General features: G+C 74.3%; 12 protein-coding genes and 2 riboswitches. Of the genes, 3 read left to right on the forward strand and 9 right to left on the reverse strand.

The annotated features are described in order from the left end of the window. Nucleotides 1-4 precede the first annotated feature (4 nt). The 7 genes from ACFWAR_RS16050 to ACFWAR_RS16080 form a co-directional block, all read right to left on the reverse strand. Nucleotides 5-2,188, reverse strand: a complete 2,184-nt coding sequence (locus ACFWAR_RS16050; RefSeq protein WP_385777399.1) for a hypothetical protein — start codon at nt 2,186-2,188, stop codon at nt 5-7. 83 nt (nt 2,189-2,271) lie between these two features. Further along, complete coding sequence (locus ACFWAR_RS16055; RefSeq protein WP_385777400.1) at nt 2,272-3,630, reverse strand: hypothetical protein; 1,359 nt, start codon at nt 3,628-3,630, stop codon at nt 2,272-2,274. Between the two features lie 117 nt (nt 3,631-3,747). Beyond that, nucleotides 3,748-4,566 (reverse strand): ECF transporter S component, encoded by an 819-nt coding sequence (locus ACFWAR_RS16060; protein ID WP_385777401.1) that lies wholly within the window; start codon nt 4,564-4,566, stop codon nt 3,748-3,750. Next, entirely contained in the window at nt 4,563-6,242 is a 1,680-nt protein-coding gene (locus ACFWAR_RS16065) for an ABC transporter ATP-binding protein (protein WP_385777402.1), read from the reverse strand. Before ACFWAR_RS16065 ends, ACFWAR_RS16060 begins: the two co-directional genes overlap by 4 nt. After that, the gene (locus ACFWAR_RS16070; protein ID WP_385777404.1) at nt 6,239-7,423 is read right to left on the reverse strand and encodes an energy-coupling factor transporter transmembrane component T; all 1,185 of its coding nucleotides are present in this window, start codon (nt 7,421-7,423) and stop codon (nt 6,239-6,241) included. Before ACFWAR_RS16070 ends, ACFWAR_RS16065 begins: the two co-directional genes overlap by 4 nt. Nucleotides 7,424-7,427: 4 nt before the next feature. Continuing rightward, complete coding sequence (locus ACFWAR_RS16075; protein ID WP_385777406.1) at nt 7,428-8,387, reverse strand: hypothetical protein; 960 nt, start codon at nt 8,385-8,387, stop codon at nt 7,428-7,430. Beyond that, complete coding sequence (locus ACFWAR_RS16080; protein ID WP_385777408.1) at nt 8,384-11,188, reverse strand: prenyltransferase/squalene oxidase repeat-containing protein; 2,805 nt, start codon at nt 11,186-11,188, stop codon at nt 8,384-8,386. The genes ACFWAR_RS16075 and ACFWAR_RS16080 overlap by 4 nt, the downstream gene beginning before the upstream one ends. A gap of 109 nt (nt 11,189-11,297) precedes the next feature. Then, nucleotides 11,298-11,436, reverse strand: a riboswitch (cobalamin riboswitch). Nucleotides 11,437-11,553: 117 nt separating this feature from the next. Then, nucleotides 11,554-11,629: riboswitch (cobalamin riboswitch) on the forward strand. Between the two features lie 142 nt (nt 11,630-11,771). Here ACFWAR_RS16080 and ACFWAR_RS16085 point away from each other — a divergent pair. Continuing rightward, nucleotides 11,772-13,184, forward strand: a complete 1,413-nt coding sequence (locus ACFWAR_RS16085; RefSeq protein WP_385777410.1) for a hypothetical protein — start codon at nt 11,772-11,774, stop codon at nt 13,182-13,184. Nucleotides 13,185-13,238: 54 nt separating this feature from the next. Here the strand turns inward: ACFWAR_RS16085 and ACFWAR_RS16090 are convergent, their stop codons facing one another. Further along, a complete protein-coding gene (locus ACFWAR_RS16090) occupies nt 13,239-14,402 on the reverse strand; it encodes an agmatine deiminase family protein (protein ID WP_385777412.1) in 1,164 nt (387 codons plus the stop codon). A gap of 493 nt (nt 14,403-14,895) precedes the next feature. Between ACFWAR_RS16090 and ACFWAR_RS16095 the strand changes: the two genes are divergently transcribed. Both ACFWAR_RS16095 and ACFWAR_RS16100 read left to right on the forward strand, forming a co-directional pair. Then, entirely contained in the window at nt 14,896-16,122 is a 1,227-nt protein-coding gene (locus ACFWAR_RS16095; RefSeq protein WP_385777414.1) for a cytochrome P450, read from the forward strand. A gap of 111 nt (nt 16,123-16,233) precedes the next feature. Further along, nucleotides 16,234-16,692: a MarR family winged helix-turn-helix transcriptional regulator gene (locus tag ACFWAR_RS16100; protein WP_385777416.1), complete on the forward strand. Its 459-nt coding sequence runs from the start codon at nt 16,234-16,236 to the stop codon at nt 16,690-16,692. A gap of 83 nt (nt 16,693-16,775) precedes the next feature. On the opposite strand, the gene ACFWAR_RS16105 is transcribed toward ACFWAR_RS16100, so the two are convergent. Beyond that, nucleotides 16,776-18,719, reverse strand: coding sequence for a hypothetical protein (locus ACFWAR_RS16105; protein ID WP_385777418.1), 1,944 nt, complete (start codon nt 18,717-18,719; stop codon nt 16,776-16,778). Between the last annotated feature and the right edge of the window lie 17 nt (nt 18,720-18,736).

The following is an 18,736-nucleotide window of genomic DNA, read 5'->3' on the forward strand; positions in this document are numbered from 1 at the left end:
GGGGTCAGCCCGCGACGGCCCGTTTGGCCAGCTCGATGTCGGCGGTCGGCGGGCGGACCCGCCCGCCGGGCACGCCGTCGGAGCCCTTGTTGTCGAGCGGGTTCGGATCGGCGGTGTCCGACCGGGCGGTCGCGGTGTTCTGCACGGTCTTGCCGTCACCGCTGTACGCCGGGTCGAGGCGCACGGTGAAGGTCCACGAGCGGACCCCGCCCGGGGCCAGCGCCGCTTCCGCGGCGCAGGTGACGTCGCGGCCGACGGCGGTACAGCCCCCGGCCGAGGAGACGAAGGCGAGCGCCGCGGGCAGCGGGTCGGCGACGGAGACCCGGCGGGCCACGGACGGGCCCGCGTTGCGCACGGTCACCGTGTAGGTGAAGGTCTCGCCGGGCGCGACCGGGGACTTGTTCTCGGCGGCCTTGGTCAGCGAGAGGTCCGCGCGGGCCGGCGCCACTCCGCCGGGCGGGGCGGCGGCCGCACTCGTGTTGTTCGCCGACTGCGGGTCGGTCACGGCGTGCTGGACCGTCGCGACGTTCCCGAGGTCCGATCCGTCGCCCTCGTAGGCCGCGTCCAGCCGGACGCGCACGGTCCACGAGGTGTCCGCCCCGGCGCCCAGCGCGGCCCGGACCGGGCAGGACAGCTGCTGGCCCGAGGCCGTGCACCCGTCGGGGGAGGAGACGAACCGCAGCGGCGCCGGAAGCGTGTCGGCGATCTTGACGGAGGTCGTGTGGGAGGGCCCCAGGTTGCGTGCGGTGATCTTGTAGTCGAACTCCTGGCCGGGGGCCACGGGACCCGGTCCGACCCCTTCCTTGAGCGCGGCGACGTCGGCGCGCGCCGTCACGACCGTGCTGGCGGAGGTGGAGCTGTTGTCGGCCGGATTGGTGTCCGTGCGGTCCGCCGGGGCGGTCACGGTGGCCGTGTTGGTGAGGGTGACCGGCTGGGCCGGAGCCGTACCGGTGACCGTGTAGGTGACCGAGCCGCCCCGCTTGAAGTCGGCCGTCGTGTCCAGCGCGTTCCCGCTGCCGGAGGCCCGGCCGCAGGTGCCGCCGGTACCGGCGCGGCAGGTCCAGGTGACGTCGGTCAGCCCGGGCACCGTGTCGCGCACGGCGGCGCCCGTGACCTCGTTGGCCTGGCTGTTGGAGACGGTGAGGGTGTAGGTCACCGGCCCGCCGCCCGCGGGCACGCTCGCGGGGGCGCCCGACTTCACGATCGTGAGGTCGGCCGGCACGTTGATCCTGAGGTCGTCGATCTCGTGCATGTTCGTCGCGCCGCCGGTGCTCCCGGAGAAGCCCACCTTGAGGGTGTCCGGCAGCTTCGGCTGGCCGGTGATCCCGGTGACGTCGTAGTCGGCGACGAGCTGGGTCATGGCGGTGTCGGGGCCGCTGTCGGACCACACCGACAGCAACATCTTGGTACCGCTGGGCAGCAGGGAGACGCGCACCTTGCGTTCCTTGGCGCGGCTGCCGGTCTCCACGGTCCCGCCCGGCCCGTCCACGGCGGTGGCGTAGCGGTAGCCGGTCGAGCCGTTGCCGCCGCCGCGCACCACGATCTTGTTCGCCCGGTTGCCCGGCCCGCCGTTGCCGACCACGTCCGAGGAGAAGTTGCCGAACTCGTCCAGTCCGATGCCGAGGTAGGCGCCCGGAACGCCCGAGGACGTGCACCGGGCCGGCAGCGGGCCCGAGCAGGCGTAGCCGAGGCTGCCGCCGGAGGGGCCGACCCCGTCGGAGGCCGCGCCGTCGGCCAGGTAGAACGACAGACCGTCACCGCGCTTGCCCTCGAAGGCGGTTCCGCCGTAGGTGGCGTAGCTGAACTCGGCGAGGATGCCGAGACTGGAAGGGAAGGAGTCCTTCATCTTCCAGGTGCCGGCCTGGGAACTGCTCGCGGACGTCAGCCGCAGCCAACCACCGCCCGGATAGCTGGCGTTGCCGCTGGCGGTGCCCAGGTTGGTGGAGCTGTCGAAGGTCTCGTTGACGGGGAAGGCGAGGGCCCGGGGACCGCGTCCGTCGGCCGCCGCGCGGGTCCCGGCGACCGGGTCCGGGCCGGGGGCCGGGGCCGCTGCCGCCGGGGCGAGCGGCAGCAGCAGGGCGGCGGCCCACAGCACCGGTACGGCGGCCCGCCGCCACCGGCGGTGCCGGGCCGCGTACCGGCTCCCGCGCCGGCCCGGGCTCGGGGTCGGGCTCCAGGGCACTGTCATTCCTGTGGTTCCTCGTCTGCTCGCTCGGCGGTGGTCGGCGGGGGCGTCGCTCCGGGGCCAGGCCCCGGGCGCACGCCCCGGGGTCACGTCCGGGACCGGGTGCGGGACGCCGTGCGCAGTGCGGCTCCACCGGCCACCAGGGAGGCCGAGGCCCACAGCAGCCACTGCGGCACGGCGGCCCCGGAGTCGGCCAGGTCGCCGCGGCCGCCGTGCTGGTCCTCGCGGCCGTGTTCGCCCCGGCCGCCGTGGTCCTCGTGCCCGCCGTGCGCGTCGTCACGACCGTCATCGCCGCCATCGCCGTCGTCGCCGTCGTCACCGTCGCCGTCGTCGCCGTGGTGGTCCTTGCCGCCGTCGGAGATCAGGCAGAGCCGGCCACCGTGCGGTCCGGTGGTGTCGGGCGCGTTGGCGTTGTCCGACGGGTCGGGATCGAAGCTCGCACTGGCGACGCGCGCGACGTTCTGCAGGGGCGTGCAGATGCTCGCCGGAGGGTTGGCCCGGTCCGTGGCGCCGGCGAGCACGGTGATCCGGAACTCCGCCGTCTCCCCGGCCGCCAGGCGCGGGAGCGGCGGGCACACCACCCGTCGGTCCTGTCCCCGCTCGAGTTCGCAGTCGTCGGGCGAGGAGAGCAGGGTGAGCGAGGAGGGGAGCAGGTCGGTGACGGTGACCTGTCGGGCCGTGCCCGGGCCCTGGTTGTGCACCGAGATCAGGTACGTGAACTTCTCGCCGGGCCTGACGTGTTCGCGCCCCTTGGCGAGCTGCGCCGTCTTGCGGAGCGAGAGGTCGGCGGTGCGCGCGCTGATCGGCACCTTGAGGCCCGTCAGGGACGTGGTGTTGTTGTGGGAGTCGGGGTCCGAGGTCGCCGCGTCGACCACCGCCTCGTTGACGATGTCCGCGCCGTCCCCGCGGTAGTCGGCCGCCAACCGCACGGTGATCACCCACGCGTGCGAGGCACCCACCGGCAGCGTGTCCAACGGCCCGCACACCACCGTCGTACCGCGCGCCGTGCAGCCGTCGCGGGAGGAGACGAACTCCAGGGAGGCGGGCAGCCGGTCGGTGACACGCACCTGCCGGGCGGTGGAGGGGCCGCGGTTGGTCACCGTCACGACGTAGTCGAAGGTCTCCCGCACCGCCGAGGCCGCGCCCTCCCGCTGCTCCCGGTCCCCGGACACGCCGGGCCGCAGCACGCCGGACACCGCGAGGTCGGCGCTGTCCGGGGTCCGCGGATCCGCGCCCTCCGCAGCCCGCGGGACGCCGCCCGCGGGCTCCGGTACCGCCGTGGGGGCCGCCGCCCGCGCGCCGGGCGACGGGGGCGGCGCTGAGGGGGACGGCTGCGCCGCGACCGCGGGCGTCAGCGGCAGGAACCAGCAGGCCGCCACCGCGCAGAGCGCGGTGCGAGCGCGCCCGTACGAGCCGCCGGGCCGGTTCTCGGAGACACGTCGCATCGCACACCCTTCGGAGGATCCGACTCCCCAGGGGTGGAGCGGTGCGGTCAGCTATTCACACAAATGCCGATGACAAGGCACTTAGCGTGATCGTTTATGGCTAATGGGTGATCAGATTCAATCCGTTGGAGGAGGGGTGCGGGGCGGCTCGAAACGGATCGGGGCCTGGAAACGGGCCTTGCGCGCGGCCCGCCGGAAGACCGTGAGCACCGCCGGTCCCGCCAGGCAGACGCAGACGAAGTTGGTGACGGCCCGTCCGGTGTCCCAACCGAGCGAGGTGGCCAGGTCGAAGGCGAGGTAGCGGTGGAACTGCTCGGTGAAGGGCAGGCCCGGCAGATAGGCGATGGAGCTGTTCGGATCGAGGGAGAAGGGCCAGAAGGACAGGTTCAGGAGGAAGCCGAAGAGGTACCCGGACACCGAGCCGTAGCAGGCGAGCAGGGCGACCTCCCGGCGCCCCGAGGCCTTCGGGAGAAACCCGGCGAGCATGCCGACGAAGGCGCAGCCGAACATCTGGTAGGGCATCCACGGCCCCACCCCGCCGGTGATGAGGGCGGAGGCGAAGAGCGAGGTGCAGCCCAGCGTGAAGCCGAAACCGGGACCGTAGACCCGCCCGGCCAGGACGAGGATGAAGAAGACGGTCTCGATCCCGGCGGTGCCCGCCCCCAGCGGGCGGATGGCGGCGTTGACCGCGGAGAGCACGCCCAGCATGGCCAGGGCCTTGGAACTGATGCCCCCTTCGGCGATCTCGGAGACCACCACGCAGAGCACGACGACCAGGAGCACGCCGAAGATCAGCGGCGGGGCGTAGTTCGAGCCGAACTTCCCCGGCGCGACGAGGAACGGCCAGAAGAAGGCGACGATCCCGAGGAAGGCCGCCATGGCGATCACGACCCCGGCCCGGGCGCGGATCCGGATGGCCGCGGTGTACGTGCTCACGCGTGCGGGTCCGTTCCGTCGGCCGGCGGCGCGGCGGGGAGTACGGCCGCCAGCTGATCGACCGTCAAGAAGGGCAGCGGCGCGAGGATCTTCGCGGTCTGCGGGGCGAAGACGGGCGAGGCGACGATGACTTCGGTGGTGGGGCCGTCGGCGACCACGTCCCCTTCGGCCATCACCACCACGCGGTCCGCGGCGCGGGCGACGAACTCGACGTCGTGGGTGGAGATCACCACGGCCCGGCCCTGCGCCGCGAGGTCGTCGACGATGCGGATCAGTTCCCCCTTGGCGCGGTAGTCGAGCCCGCGGGTCGGTTCGTCGAGCAGCAGCACCCGGGGCGCGGCGGTGAGCTGGATCGCGAGGACGAGGGCGAGCTTCTGGCCCTCGGAGAGGTCCCGGGGATGGGTGGTGCCGTCGATGCCGGGGGCCAGTCGGTCCAGGATCGCCCGTGCCCGTACGCCGTCCCCGCCCACCTCGGACTCGCTGTCGGCCTGGTCGAGCTCCTGCTCGACCGATTCGAGGTAGAGCAGGTCGGTGGGGGTCTGCGGGACCAGGCCCACCAGGCGGCGGGCCGCGGCCGCGGAGAGGTCCTTGGGGTCCCGGGGCTTCGCGGCGCCCCCGCCGTCCCCTCCGGCGGCGACGGCGACGGTCCCCGCCTTGCGGGGGCCGGAGCCCTGGAGCGCCCAGAGGAGGGAGGACTTGCCGGAGCCGTTGCGACCCATGAGCGCGGTCACCTCGCCGCCGTGGAGCGCGAGGCCGACCTCGCGCACGGCCGGGACGCCGTGGTAGGTCACGGTGACCCCGCGGGCGCGCAGCAGCACCGGGCGATCGGCCGCGGGCGCCGGGCGCACCGGCGGCGCGACGCGGTCCGCCAGCCGGGCGCGCAGCGGCGCGGCGGCGCGGCGGGCGTCGCGGATCGAGAGCGGCAGCGGTGACCAACCGGCCGCCCGGCCCAGCTCCACGATCGGCGGCGCGATGGACGACGTACGGAAGATCTCGGCGGGCGGCCCGGACACGACGCGGCCGTCGCCGGGCAGGTGGATGACCCGGTCGGCGTACTGGACGACGCGCTCCAGGCGGTGTTCGGCCAACAGGACCGTGACCCCGAGGTCGTGGACGAGGCGGGTGATCGCGGCCAGCACCTCCTCCGCCGCGGTCGGGTCGAGCGCGGAGGTCGGCTCGTCCAGCACCAGCACGCGCGGATGCGCGGTCAGGACGGACCCGATGGCGACGCGCTGCTGCTGGCCGCCGGACAGCTCGTGCAGGGCGCGGTGGCGCAGGTCGGCCAGGCCCAGGAGGTCCAGGGTCTCCTCGACCCGCTTGCGCATCGTCGCCGGAGCCACCGCCAACTGCTCCATGGCGTAGGCGAGTTCCTCCTCGACGGTGTCGGTGACGAAACCGTCGAGCGGGTCCTGCCCCACCACCCCGACGACGTCGGCGAGTTCGCGGGGCGGGTGGTGCGCGGTGTCGCGACCGTCGACGGTGACCCGGCCGTACAGGGTGCCCCCGGTGAAGTGCGGGACCAGACCGTTCACGGCGCCCAGGAGCGTGGACTTGCCGACACCGGTGTGACCGACGACGAGGCAGAGTTCGCCCTCCTCCACGGTCAGGTCCACATCGCGCAGCACGGGCTCGGACGTGTCCTCGTACTGGACGCGGACCTGGTCGAAGGTGATCACTTGGGTTCCTCGGTGCGCGGTGCGGGGACGGCGGGTCGGGCGGGTGGAGTTGGCGGCGGCGCCAGGAAGCCCGCGGCCCCGGCCAGCAGCACGGCGGCCGCGGGGACCAGCGGGAGGGTGGGCCAACTGAGCGGGTAGATCGAGGGGTTCAGCTCGGCCGCGTTGAAGCCGACGTTGGCGAAGAGGAGCACGGCGGAGAGCACCCCGCAGCCCGCGACGGACCATTCGGCGGCGCGCCACGGGTCGGGCCGGTAGGCGGTCCGGGTGATCCGGCGCCCGCCGAGCCGCAGCCCCGCGAAGCACAGCAGCGCGCCCGCGCCCATGGCGGGCAGGCCGAGCAGGGCGGGGGCGGTGGCGTCGAGGAGCCCGTAGGCCCCGGCGCACAGTCCGCACATCCCGAGCAGCATGAGCGCGCCGGTCACCCGGCGGGAGCGGCGGGTGGCGGTGCCCGCGCGACCGTAACCGCGGGAGTCCATGGCGGCGGCCAGCCGCAGGGAGCGCTCCAGGGCGTCCTCCAGGACCGGGACGACGATCCCGCGCAGCGCCCGCAGCCCCTTCGAGCGGCCCGCCCGCAAGCGCTTGGCCCGGTGCACCCGCTGCACGCTCTGGACCAGCTGCGGCGCGACGCTGAGGGACACGGTGACGGCGACGCCGAGCTCGTACAGCGCGCCGGGCAGGACGCGCAGCGCCCGCTTCGGGTTGGCCAGGGTGTTGGCCGCCCCGATGCAGCACAGCATGCAGGCCAGGCGCAGTCCGTCGGTGGCGGCCGAGAGCAGCGCCTCCAGGGAGACGGGGCCGCCGAGTTGGATACCGGCGTACCAGTCGGGGGTCGGGATGTGGGGGAGGGAGAAGAGGAAGTGGTCGCGGGGGGTGATGCCGGTGGCGAAGACCGCGCGGAAGGTCACGCGGATGGCGACCACGGTCAGCGCCAGGTAGAGGTAGTACTTGAAGCCGCGGGCCCACGGGGCATCGGTGCGGCGCACGGTGATGACGTAGCCGAGGACGGCCAGGACGAGGAACAGCAGCAGCGGGTTGTTGGTGCGGCTGACGGCGGTGGCGAGCGCGAGGGCCCAGACCCACCAGGCGACCGGGTGCAGGGTGCGGGGCAGCCGGCGGCCGCCCGCGTCCGGCGCGGAACCGGCCGCGGGCGGCGCGGCCGCCGCGGTGGTGGTGCGTGCCACGCGGCTACTCCGTACGACGGCGGCGCTTGGCCGCGAACACGGCGGCGCCGGCGATCAGGAGCACCAGCGCCCCGGTGGCGACGGCGGGCAGGTACGAGCCCGTGTCGTGGGCGGCGTCGGCGGCGGGCGCCGCCTCGACCACCTGGGGGCCGGGGGCCGGGGCGGCCGCCGCGGGGGCGCCGGTCGACGCGCTCGCGGCGGGCGTCGGCGAGGGGCTCCCGGAGGGGGCGGTCGATGCCGTCGGGCCGGGCGGCGCGGTCGTGGCCGCCGGGGCGGTCGCCGCCGGGGGCGCCGCGGCCGGGGGCGGGTCCTGCGGCCGGGGGCCCGTGTCGACGTTCGGCGGGAGGGGCGCGGCGGTGCGGGTGTCCTTCGGTGCGGGCCCGCCCGTCGGGGCGGCGTTGTGCGCGCGCAGCTGGTCGGGGGTGAGCGAGGGCTTGCCCTCGGTGCCCTCGACGTTGGTCGCGCCGAAGATCCACAGGTCCACGCTGCCGGGCTTCGGCTTGTAGAGCATGGCGCCGAGCTGGCTGTACTCCCAGGTGTTCTGGCCCGGCCCCGCGTGCCAGTACGACCAGTACGCCGAGGCGGGTGGGGTCAGCACGCAGTCGTCCTGCTGCGGCGTCGGGAACTGCTTGCCGCCCTGGTGGCCGCTGTAGCCGATCCGGCAGATGAAGGCGGGTCCGTCGTGGCCGGTGCCGGTGGTGGCCCAGCCGCCCTGGTTGAGGAGCTCGTAGCCGGTGGTGGGCGTCGTGCCGCAGGAGCGGTAGACCGGCCCGCCCCACCGGGAGAAGTCGACGGCGAGGACCGCTCCCGAGCTGGTGGTGCACTGGCCCATCGGCTGCGGCGCGGCCCCGGCGGGAGCCGCCGTGGCGCTCAGCGCCGCCACGGCCAGCCCCAGCGCGGCGGCCGTGCGGGCCGGCGCCCGCACCACGCGGTGGCGCGTCGTTCCCGGATCCCGGCGCGTCATGCTCCGCTCCCGGTGCGCTCGCGGCGGCGTCCGGCGGCGCGGGTCACGGCCCAGCCGCCGAGGACCAGCAGGAAGGAGGCGACGGCGAGGGCGCCGACCTGGACGCCGGTGGAGGCGAGGCCGCCGCCCGAACCGCCGGCCGCGCCCGCACCGCCCGCCGAACCGCCCGCCGAGCCCGCGCCGCCGCTCTCGCCCGGAGTCACGATGACGGGCGAGCCGGTGCCGCCCGCAGCCTGTCCGGACGTGCTGGGAACGGGCTGCGGGGTGGTGCCGTTCAGGTCCCGGGTCAGCAGGCCGAAGGAGATCCCGGTGGCGCCGCCGACCGCCTGGGCGGAAGCGCGGACGTCGGATCCGGCCTGGCCCTCCTTGGCGATCCGGAAGCCGCCGTCGCCGTTCTGCTGCGCACGCAGGAACGTCCGCGCCTTGGCGATGCGGTCGGTGTACTTCGCCGGATCCAGGGACATGCCCTGCACGGCGAGGGCGGCGGAGTTGACGGAGTTGCCAGACGCGCCGGGGAAGCCGCCGTCGTCCTTCTGCTGGGCGGCCAGCCAGGCGATCGCCTTGTCGACGGCCGTCTGCGAGGCGGCGTCCGGCAGCAGGTCGAGGGCCATGGCGGCCATCGCGGTGGAGTCCACCTCGTCCTGGCTGGGCTCGCCGATGAGGCTGGGCCACGCCCCCGAGGGGCTCTGGAGGCCCTTGAGGAAGGCGACGGGCTCGGCCGCGGCGGCGCCCTCGCCCGCGCGGACCTGGGCGATGATGCCGAGGGACTGGGAGAAGACCGAAGTGGCGTAGGTGTAGTTGCCCTTCGCCGCGCACTGCTGGGGCGTCTCGCTCCTGGCCGGGCAGATGCCCTTGGCGAGGGCGGCGATCAGGTCCTGACCGCCGAAGTGGCGGGGGTCGCGGCCGACGGCCTCGGCGAGGAGGGCCGTCTTGCCGAGGGAGCCGCCGCCCGCGTACTTGGTGCCGATGAGCGTCCAGTCGTTGACGGTGCGGCCCTTGCCGTCCTTGCCGCCCTTGTCGAGGAAGTCGACGATGTTGCGCAGGGTGGTGTTGTCCCGGCCGGTGGCGGCGAGCGCGTAGGCGCCGTCGATGGTCAGGCCGTAGTCGGCGAAGCCGGTGCCCGCGCCGCTCTCGTAGTACCGGCCCTGGACCAGTCGGGCGCGGTCGGCGAGGTACGCCGTGCCCTTGCCCAGGTCCGGGCCGTCACCGGTCGGCGGGGCGGTCGGCGGGGCGGTGGTGGGCGGGGTGGTCGGCGTCGGGTCGACCGGCTTGGTGGTCAGCAGGACCAGGTCGCCCTTGGCGCCCGCGACGGCGGCCGGGGCGGTGGCGAACATCCGGGAGTCGGTGTCGTTCTCGTCGAAGCCGAAACCGCCCGTGGGGAGCTGCCGCTTGGACAGCCAGGAGAGACCGGCGTCCGCGAAGGCGTCGTCACCGAGGGCGCGCAGCGCCTGGGCGGCCCAGGCGGTGGCGGCCGGGCTGCCGGTGGTCTCGTACGGGGCGGAGGGCCAGGCGCCGGTCGGCAGCTGGGACTTCTTGAGGCCGCCCCGGGCCTTCTGCACGGCCTCGCCGTGGCCACCGGCGCGCTGGAGGGCCAGGGTGATCAGGCCGGTGGCGATCGGGTCGCTGTCGCACCAGCCGCCGGAGCGGATGAGGACGCCGCTGAAGCCGCCGTCCTCGCACTGGAGGCCGACGAGCCGGTGCACGGCGGCGGCGGGCGGGGTGACGCCGCCGCCGATCAGCGCGATGACGGCCATGGCCTGGGCGTCGGACTGGCCGGTCGTGCGGAAGTCCCCCTTGGTCAGGCAGCCTTCGACGGGGTCGCCGTCACCGATGTCGCGCGGGCACACGTACTTCAGGAGGTCGCCGAGCAGGTCGTGCCCGCCGAAGGCGCGCGGGTCCTTGCCCGTGGCCTCGGCGACGAGCGCGAGGCGCGCGGCGGCGGTGGCGTCCGGGATGCCGTCCTTGCCGGCCGGGTAGGCGTAGGCGTCGGTCTGCGCGGGCGTGGCCAGGAAGTCGGCCGCCTTCCTCGCCGCCGGACTCCTGCGGTCCGTGGCGGTCAGCGCGAACACGGCCTCCGTGGTGAGGAAGTGGTTCGGTGCGGTGGCCCCGTCGTCGACGACCCGCTCCCCGTCCGTCAGCTTCCCGGTGATCCAGCGCAGGGCGGCCGGTACGTCGACCGTCCCCGCGGGCACCGTGGGCGGAGCCGTGGGCACGGCGGGGTCGGGGGTGATGACGCCGCCGGCCCGCACGTCGTCGGGGGTGAAGGCGGGCTTGCCGGAGGTGCCGCCGACGGAGGTGGCGCCGTACACCCAGGCGTCCACGTCACCGGGCTTGGGGGTCCGGGCCATGGCGCCCAGCGGGCTGTAGGTCCAGTTGCGCTGCCCGGGCGAGGCGATCCAGTAGGACCAGTACGCGGTGGCCTGCGGGGTGACGGTGCAGGGCTCCTTCTCCGGAGTCGGGTACTGCGTACCGGAGTTGAAGGACCCCTCGCCGATGCGGCAGATGAAGGCGGGGCCGTCGTGGACGGTCCCGGTGGTCGTGAAACCGGCGGTGTGCAGCAGCTCGTACCCGGTCGTCGGGGTGGTGTCGCAGCCGCGCCTCACCGCGCCGCCGAAGGGGCCGAAGTCCACCGCCACGATGGCGCCGGTGTCGGCCGTGCACTGCTCGATCGGGTCGGCGTGGGCGGCCGGGGGAGGAGTGAGGAAGGCCACTGCCGCACCGAGCGTCAGGAAGGACGCGGTGACGAGCGCGAGGAACCGCCGTCTCGGCCGCGTCCGTTGCGCCTGCTGTTCGGTCCCCACCGCGGCCCTCGTCTCTGCCGGGCGGCTGCGTGCGTGGCGATCCGCCCCCGCACGGCCCTGGGGCCACGGAGGAGCTGTTACGACCACGCCGTAGTCCGCGACGGCGCTCTTCGTGCTGTGTTTCGGCCCCAGGCATTCCGACTCGCCCGGGACGAACCGGGCCTACGGTTGCGGGTCAGCGCCGGAATTCGACCGGCTTCCCCTGGAGCTGAGCAGTTATCAGCCGGAGTGCAACACGGATTCCGTGGACGCGTCAAGGTGGCCTACGTCTCAGCCCGCGTCCCCGCGGCGCGGCCCGGTCCGTCCGCGGACCGGGTGGCTGGCGGTGGCTTGATCACTCGGGTAGCGTCCAGGGCTGCCACATGGGGGAACCCGGTGAGAATCCGGGGCTGACGCGCAACGGTGTGGGACGGCGGGGGCCGTTCCGGAGCCCGAATGCCCATACGGCGATGCAGCAACAGGAAGCCGTACCACGCGTTCCGGACGGCGGCCCTGCGGCCCGTGCCCCAGCCGTGTCCGTACGACGGCGACGTGAGGCCCGTGCGGCGAGCGGCCGGCGTCCGCCGATTTCCAGGAGCAGGCCATGTCCCGTCCCCGTACCTCCCGCCGCCTCGCGCTCGCGCTGCCCGCCGCGCTCGGCGCGCTCGTCCTCACCGCGCTGCCCGCCTCGGCGACCTCCTCGCCGGCGCAGATCGCCACCTCCAAGACCAACGGCGTCGCCTACCTCAAGTCGCTCCAGGCGGCGGACGGTTCGTACGCCGGCTCGGGCCTGTCCAACGAGTGGGCCTTCAGCACCTTCGCCGCCACCGGTACCGCGGTCGTCGACGTCTACCCGGGCGGCGACATGACGAAGAACGCGCGCACGGTCTACCGGAACCTGCTGTCGACGGCGGGTTGGCCGCAGGCCGCCCCGGTGGTCACCGACTACGAGCGCGGCACCCTCAACGCCTACGCCGCCGGCATCGACCCGGCCCGGGTCTCGGCCTCGCGCAACCTCGTCGCGCACGTCTACTCCTACTGGCAGACGGCGGAGCCCGGTTACTTCGGCCCCTCCGGGAACTTCAACGGCACGGTCTTCGCGGCGCTCGCCCTGCGCGGCGCCAAGACCCAGAGCGGCGCCGACCGCATCCCGCAGGCGCTGACCGACTCGATGGTCACCCGCATCCGGGCCAACCAGCATGCGGACGGTGGCTGGACGTACCAGAAGGGCGAGGGCAACCCCACCGTCCTCAACTCCGCGAGCGACGTCGACATGACCGGCTCGGCCATGGCCGCGCTCTGCGTCTCCGGCGTCCCGAACACCGACGCCGGTGTCGTGCGGGCGAAGAACTTCCTCAAGAGCACGCTCGTTTCCGGCACCGGCGCCTTCAACTCCCTCTACGGGGTCAACACCAGCTCGAACGGCTGGGGCGTCGCGGGCCTGAACGCCTGCGGATTCAACCCGCAGACCGGGGACTTCCTCACCGGCAGCGGCAAGACCCCCGTGGACTTCCTGATCGCCAACCAGTACAACCCGGCGGGCGGTTTCAAGTACAAGCCCTCCGACACGGCCCCCACCGCCTACGCCTCGATCGACGCGCTGCGCGCCGTCGCGGGCGGCGGATTCACCACGGCCCCGCCCGTCCCCGTCACCCCCGGCGCCCCGCGGTGGGTGGCCCAGTCCGCCTTCACGGCCGGGACCGCCACCAAGCTGGCGCTGAGCGTCGACGACGGCGCGGGCAACCTCAAGGTCTGCTCGGTCGCCTTCACCCCGACCGCAGCGACCACCACCCTCGGCGACGTCCTGGCCGCGGCGACCACCGGTGCCACCCCGTCGGGCTGCGTCACGAGCGTGACCCCCGCCTCGGGCACCGGCGCGATCACGGCCGTCAACGGCAAGGCCAACAGCGGCGGCAACACCTGGAAGATCAGCGTCGACGGCTCCGCCTTCGCCGGGGCGCTGCGCGAGACGGTCATCAACGTGGGCGACACCATCGCCCTGCGCTGGGGCGCCTGACCGCGCCCCGGGTACGGGCCCCCGCACGCGGGGGCCCGTACCCGGCAGCGTCCGTCAGGCGGCGGGCTTGCCGGGCTGGTCGTGGGTGGAGCAGTGGATGCCGCCGCCGCCCGAGGCGATCGTGTCGATCGAGACCGGCACGACGTCCCGCCGGGGGAAGTGCTCCCGCAGGATGCCGCGGGCGCGGTCGTCCGCCTTGGCGTCCCCGAACTTGGGCATGAAGACGGCGTCGTTGGCGACGTAGAAGTTGGCGTAGGTGGAGACGAAGTCGTCGCCCTCGCCCCTGATCCGGTTCAGGTCGGGCTGGGGGAGGTCGACGATCTCGAAGCGTCGGCCGCGGGCGTCCGTCGTCTTCGACAGGACGGACCGGGCCTGGTCGGCCGAGCGCGACCAGGAGTCCGGCGGGGTGCTGGGGTGGGCGCGGTCCAACAGCACCACGCCCGGTTCGGTGAAGCGCACGAGGCTGTCCACGTGGGCGTCGGTGATGTCCTCGCCGCGCACACCGGCCAGCCAGACCACCTTCTCGACGCCCAGGGTCTGCTTGAGCTCCGCCTCCAGGGCGTCCCGGCTCTTGCCCCGGTTGCGGTTGTCGTTGACGATCGAGCTCTCGGTGATCAGCAGGGTCCCCTGGCCGTCGGTCTCGACGGAGCCGCCCTCGGCGACGAAGGGGGCCTGGACCCGGGGGATCCCGTACTTCTGGAGCACGGCGCGGCCGACCGCCCCGTCGTTCTTGTGCTCCTGCTTGTTGCCCCAGCCGTTGAAGTTGAAGTCGACGCCGATGACCTTCGCGCCCTCCTCGACGAAGACCGGCACGGTGTCGCGCGCCCACAGGTCGTCGACCGGCAGCGGGATGACCTCGACCCGGGCGCCGCAGGCGCGCTGGGCCGCGTCCACCTGGTCCGGGCGGGCCATCATGACGACCGCCTCGTAGTCGCCGACGGCCCGGGCGATCCGGGCGATGTCCTCGCGGACGTAGCGCAGGTCCTGCTTCCAGACCGAGCTGAGCGCCGGCCAGGCCATGAAGGTGCGGGTGTGGCTCTCCCACTCGGCGCCCATGCGGCGCTTGCCGCTGCCCGCGGCGGTCAGGGAGGGCGCGGCGAGGGCTTCTGCCCGGGCTCCGGTCGTGGCGGGCCCGCAGGCCGCGGAACCCAGCACGACGGCACCGATTCCGGTGAGGGTGCGAAGGACGGTCCGTCGGGTGGGGGGCGGGAAGGACACGGGAGACTCCGATCGTGGGCTGGCGGCAGGTGCATCCGGCCTGGGCGGGAGCACGGTGACGTAGATGGACAAACCGGTCTCTACGAACAAGGGTGCGCGCTCCGCGCCACAACGGCCGCTCGGTACGGAGAGTGATGCGACCACGTGCCGTCACTCTGGCACTGACTGAACATTCAGTCAACCCGGGACCTCCGTCGAGGAGCGTCACCGGGCGGTCCGCGGGGTCGTGGGGGGCTCGTGAACGGCGCGGCGGCGGACCGCGGGGTCGGCCGGATCCCTTGCGCCGGGCCGACCCCCGCCACCAACCGCCCGTCGCGCCCCTCGCGTCGCCCCGCGTCACGGTGAGCCGGAGTTCCCCGAGGAACGGGCGTCGAAGCCCTGGTGGGCACGTGCCGTCTGGTGTTTCCTGGATGACGCTCAGTGACCGGATGCCGCTGGCGCATCCGACACGCATCCGACACGCAGTCGACCGCCGAGCCGATGGGGGAGACCCATGACCGCTGCGCACGACGCCCCGGACATCCTGTCGCCGCAGTTCGCCGAGGACCCGTATCCGACCTACCGCGTCCTGCGCGAGAGCGCGCCGCTGTTCTGGCACGAGGCGACGCGGAGCTTCCTCGTCTCGCGCTACGAGGACGTGGCGCGGGTCTTCAAGGACAAGGACTCGCGCTTCACCACGAACAACTACGCCTGGCAGGCCGAGCCCGTGCACGGCAAGACGATCCTCCAGATGAGTGGTCGCGAGCACGCCACCCGGCGCGCGCTGGTGGCCCCGGCCTTCCGCGGGGGCGAGCTCCGCGAGAAGGTCGTGCCGATCATCGAACGCAACGCCCGCGAGCTGATCGACGCCTTCCGCGGCGCCGGAACGGTCGACCTGGTGAGCGGCTTCGCCTCCCGCTTCCCCATCTCGGTCATCGGCGACATGTTCGGGCTGGACCGCTCCGGCCAGGAACGCATCGCCGACTGGTACCGGGCCTTCGTCGCCTTCATCGCCAACCTCTCCGGTGAGCCGGAATGCGCCGCGGCCGGGGCGCGGGCCCAGGAGGCCTTCGCCGCGTACATGCTCCCGGTGATACGGGACCGGCGGGAGCGGCCCGGCGACGACCTGCTGTCCGGGCTCTGCGCCGCCCGGGTCGACGGCGTGAGCATGAGCGACGAGGACATCAAGGCCTTCTGCAGCCTGCTGCTCACCGCGGGCGCCGAGACCACCGACAAGGCCGTGGCGGCCCTCTTCGCGAACCTGCTGGCCGACCCCGACCAGCTCGCGGCCGTCCGGCGGGACCGCACCCTCATCGACCGGGCCTTCGCGGAGACCCTGCGCTTCAGCCCGCCCGTCCACATGATCATGCGGCAGGCCGCCACCGACGTGCCGATGAGCGGCGGCACGATCCCGGCGGGGGCCACCGTCACCTGCCTGATCGGGGCGGCCAACCGAGACGCCGGGCGGTACGCGGATCCGGACCGGTTCGACATCTTCCGCGAGGACCTGACGACCACGACCGCCTTCTCCGCGGCCGCGGACCACCTGGCCTTCGCCCTGGGGCGGCACTTCTGCGTGGGGGCGCTGCTGGCCAAGGCCGAGGTGGAGATCGCGACCAACCAGCTCCTCGACGCGCTGGTCGACCTCCGTCCGGCGGCCGGCTACGACCCCGCCGAGCAGGGCGTCTTCACCCGCGGGCCGCGGTCCCTGGTCGTGGAGTTCGCACCGGCCACCGGGTGAATCGGGTCGCGGGCGCCGGAAACCCGTCGGGAAGGGGGCTGGACCTCAACCGCGGTTGAGTTCCTATGGTTCCGGTATCAAGCGATCTTGCAGCGCGAACGGAGTTCCGTCATGGAGTACTCGCACGACGATGCCGAACTGGTCAAGCAGCCCATCGGTTACTGGAGTTGGGCCGCCTACGACGCGGTCGTCACCCGCACCCGGGGCGCACTGGCGCAGATCGGCACCACGCAGCCGCAGTGGTGGGTGCTGGCCCAGGTGGCCGGGGCCGAGCGGGCGAAGAGCCGTACGGAGGTGACCGAGATCTTGAAGGGCTACCTCACCGTCGGCGCGGAGGCCGTGTCCGAGGAGATCGACACGACCATCGCCCGGGGGTGGGTCACGCAGGACGCCGAGGGCGTCCTCGGGCTGACGCCGCAGGGCCGGACCTTCTTCGACCGGGCCGCCGCCCTGCAGGGCGAGCTGTGGACCGAACGCCACGAGGGGATCTCGGACGAGGAGTACCGGGCCACGTTGAAGGTGCTCCAGCGCTTCATCCACAACGTGGGCGGCCGGGCCTGGCACCACTAGTGCCGAAGCGACCGCGACCGCGACCGATGCCGACGCTGCGGCGCCGACGCTCCGGCGCCCCGGTGCTCAGCCCTCCTGCGCCGTCACCCGTCGAGCCCGGCCAGGGCCGCGCGTGCGGTGCGGGTCAGTTCCTCGTCGCACCGGACGGCGCCGCCGTAGCGGCGGGGTGAGGAGGTCACCGCGAGCAGGGTCGGCCGGGCGGCCGAGGCGGGGCGCCCGATCGCACCGAGCACGCCCACGGTCCGCAGGGCGAGCGGGGTGAACCCGTGGTCGGCCAGCGGTGCCAACTCCGGGAGCAGGGCGTCCACCGCACGGGTCGCGTCACCGGTGATCCGCCACCACGCCTCGGCCGCGCCGACCCGGCTCCACTCGCCGGGACAGGTCATCAGGGGCCGCACGGCGTCGGCGTACGCCGTGGCCAGCGGGCCCAGGTCGGCCAGGTAGCGCAGCACCGGGCGGCCGGGGCCGACCCGTACCGCCGCGCCGCACACCCGCAGGGCCAGCTCCGGATCGCCCGTGACGCGCCAGTGCGCCCACGCCGCGCTCTGCCCGCCCCGCCACAGGGGCCCCGCCCACGGGGTGTGCGGGGTGGTCGCGAGGGCCGCGAGCACCCCGGCCGCGCCACCGGCCGCCGGTCCGATGCGGCCCAACGCCTCGGCGGCCGGGCGGGCGTGGCCGGTGTCCAGCAGCCCGATGAGCTCGGGCACGGCAGCCGCCGCGGCGGGACCCCAGTCGGCGAGCGTCCGCAGGATCTCGGGCACGTCATGGGCCTGGGAATAGGCGGCGAGCTGTCGGCGCAGGACCGGCAGCAGCCGCGGAGCCCACCGCTCGGGGACGTGATCGACCCGCAGGAAGCTGTCCCCCCGGACGTTCGCGTACCAGGGAAGCGCCCGGTCCTCGCCCAGGGCGACCAGCGTGCGGATCGCGGTGTCGACGTTGTGCGTGCGGGGGCGGGGGCCGCCGATCCAACTCCGCTCGACGTACCCGACCAGCCGGTCGGCGTAGGGAGCCGCGGCCCCACCGCCCCGGAGGAAGACCTCGAGGGCCGTGTACGCCAGTTCCGGCTCGTCCAGCGCCGCGGCGACGGTCTCCCACAGGTCCGGCGCCGGGTCCCGCCAGTACCGCAGCCGCGCACCGGCCGTCTTGACGGCCACCTCGCGCAGCTCCTTGCGGGGTTCCCGCGCCAGGGCCCGCACCAGGGCCGCGGCCTGCGGCGGATACGGCGCCAGCAGCCGCCCGAGGCGCTCGGCCGGCGCGTACCCGGTGGGCCACCACGGCCTCTCCGGCAGCGCGTCCGTCCCGATCGCGGTGAGGGTGCGGGCCACCGCGTCACCGGTCCCCGGAGCCCCGTCGGGCGCCCCCGCCGCGTCCGTGTCCAGGGTGCCCTGCGCCGCCGCGAGCCGCACCAGGGGCTGGTCGTGCTCCAGCCACGGCCGCAGCCACGCGCCGGTCTCGGCCGCGGCGGCCGCCGAGGCCCCGGGCGACGCCGGCGACAGGCCCGACAGGATGCCCACCGCGAGCAGCTGGGACGCCAGCGCCGTCGGGTCGGCCTCCACGGAGGCCTGTTGGCGCAGCGCACCCGGAGCGTCGGGGTCCGCGCAGCGGATGGTGCGCAGGACGTGGGCCGCGCCCGCCCGGACCTCCGCCGACCGGTGCGCGACCAGGGGGAGCACGTGGCGCCCGCCGTTCGCGAACACGGTGAAGCTCATGTAGTGCACGCCGACCGCACTGTCGCAGGCGCTGTGACCGCGCCGGGCGAGGAAGTCGAGCACGCGGACCAGGCGGCGATCGTCGAGGTCCGGGAGCAACTCGAAGAGCCGGGAGGCCGCGTGGGCGAAGAGCGGCTCGCAGGTGCTCCAGCCCAGGCGCTCCTCCAGCCGGTCCCACGCCTTCGACCGTCGGCCGACGGTCACCAACCCCCGCAGCAGCCCGGGCACTTCCGCCCGACCGGCCGGCACCCCTTCCAGTACGTGCCAGGGCACCCCGTCCCGTACGTGCCGGCGCGTCCCGGCCCCCCGTTCGTTCATGCGGCGCAGCCTATGCC

It is taken from the genome of Streptomyces sp. NPDC059917, assembly GCF_042730635.1.
In the GTDB taxonomy this organism is placed as follows: Bacteria; Actinomycetota; Actinomycetes; order Streptomycetales; family Streptomycetaceae; genus Streptomyces.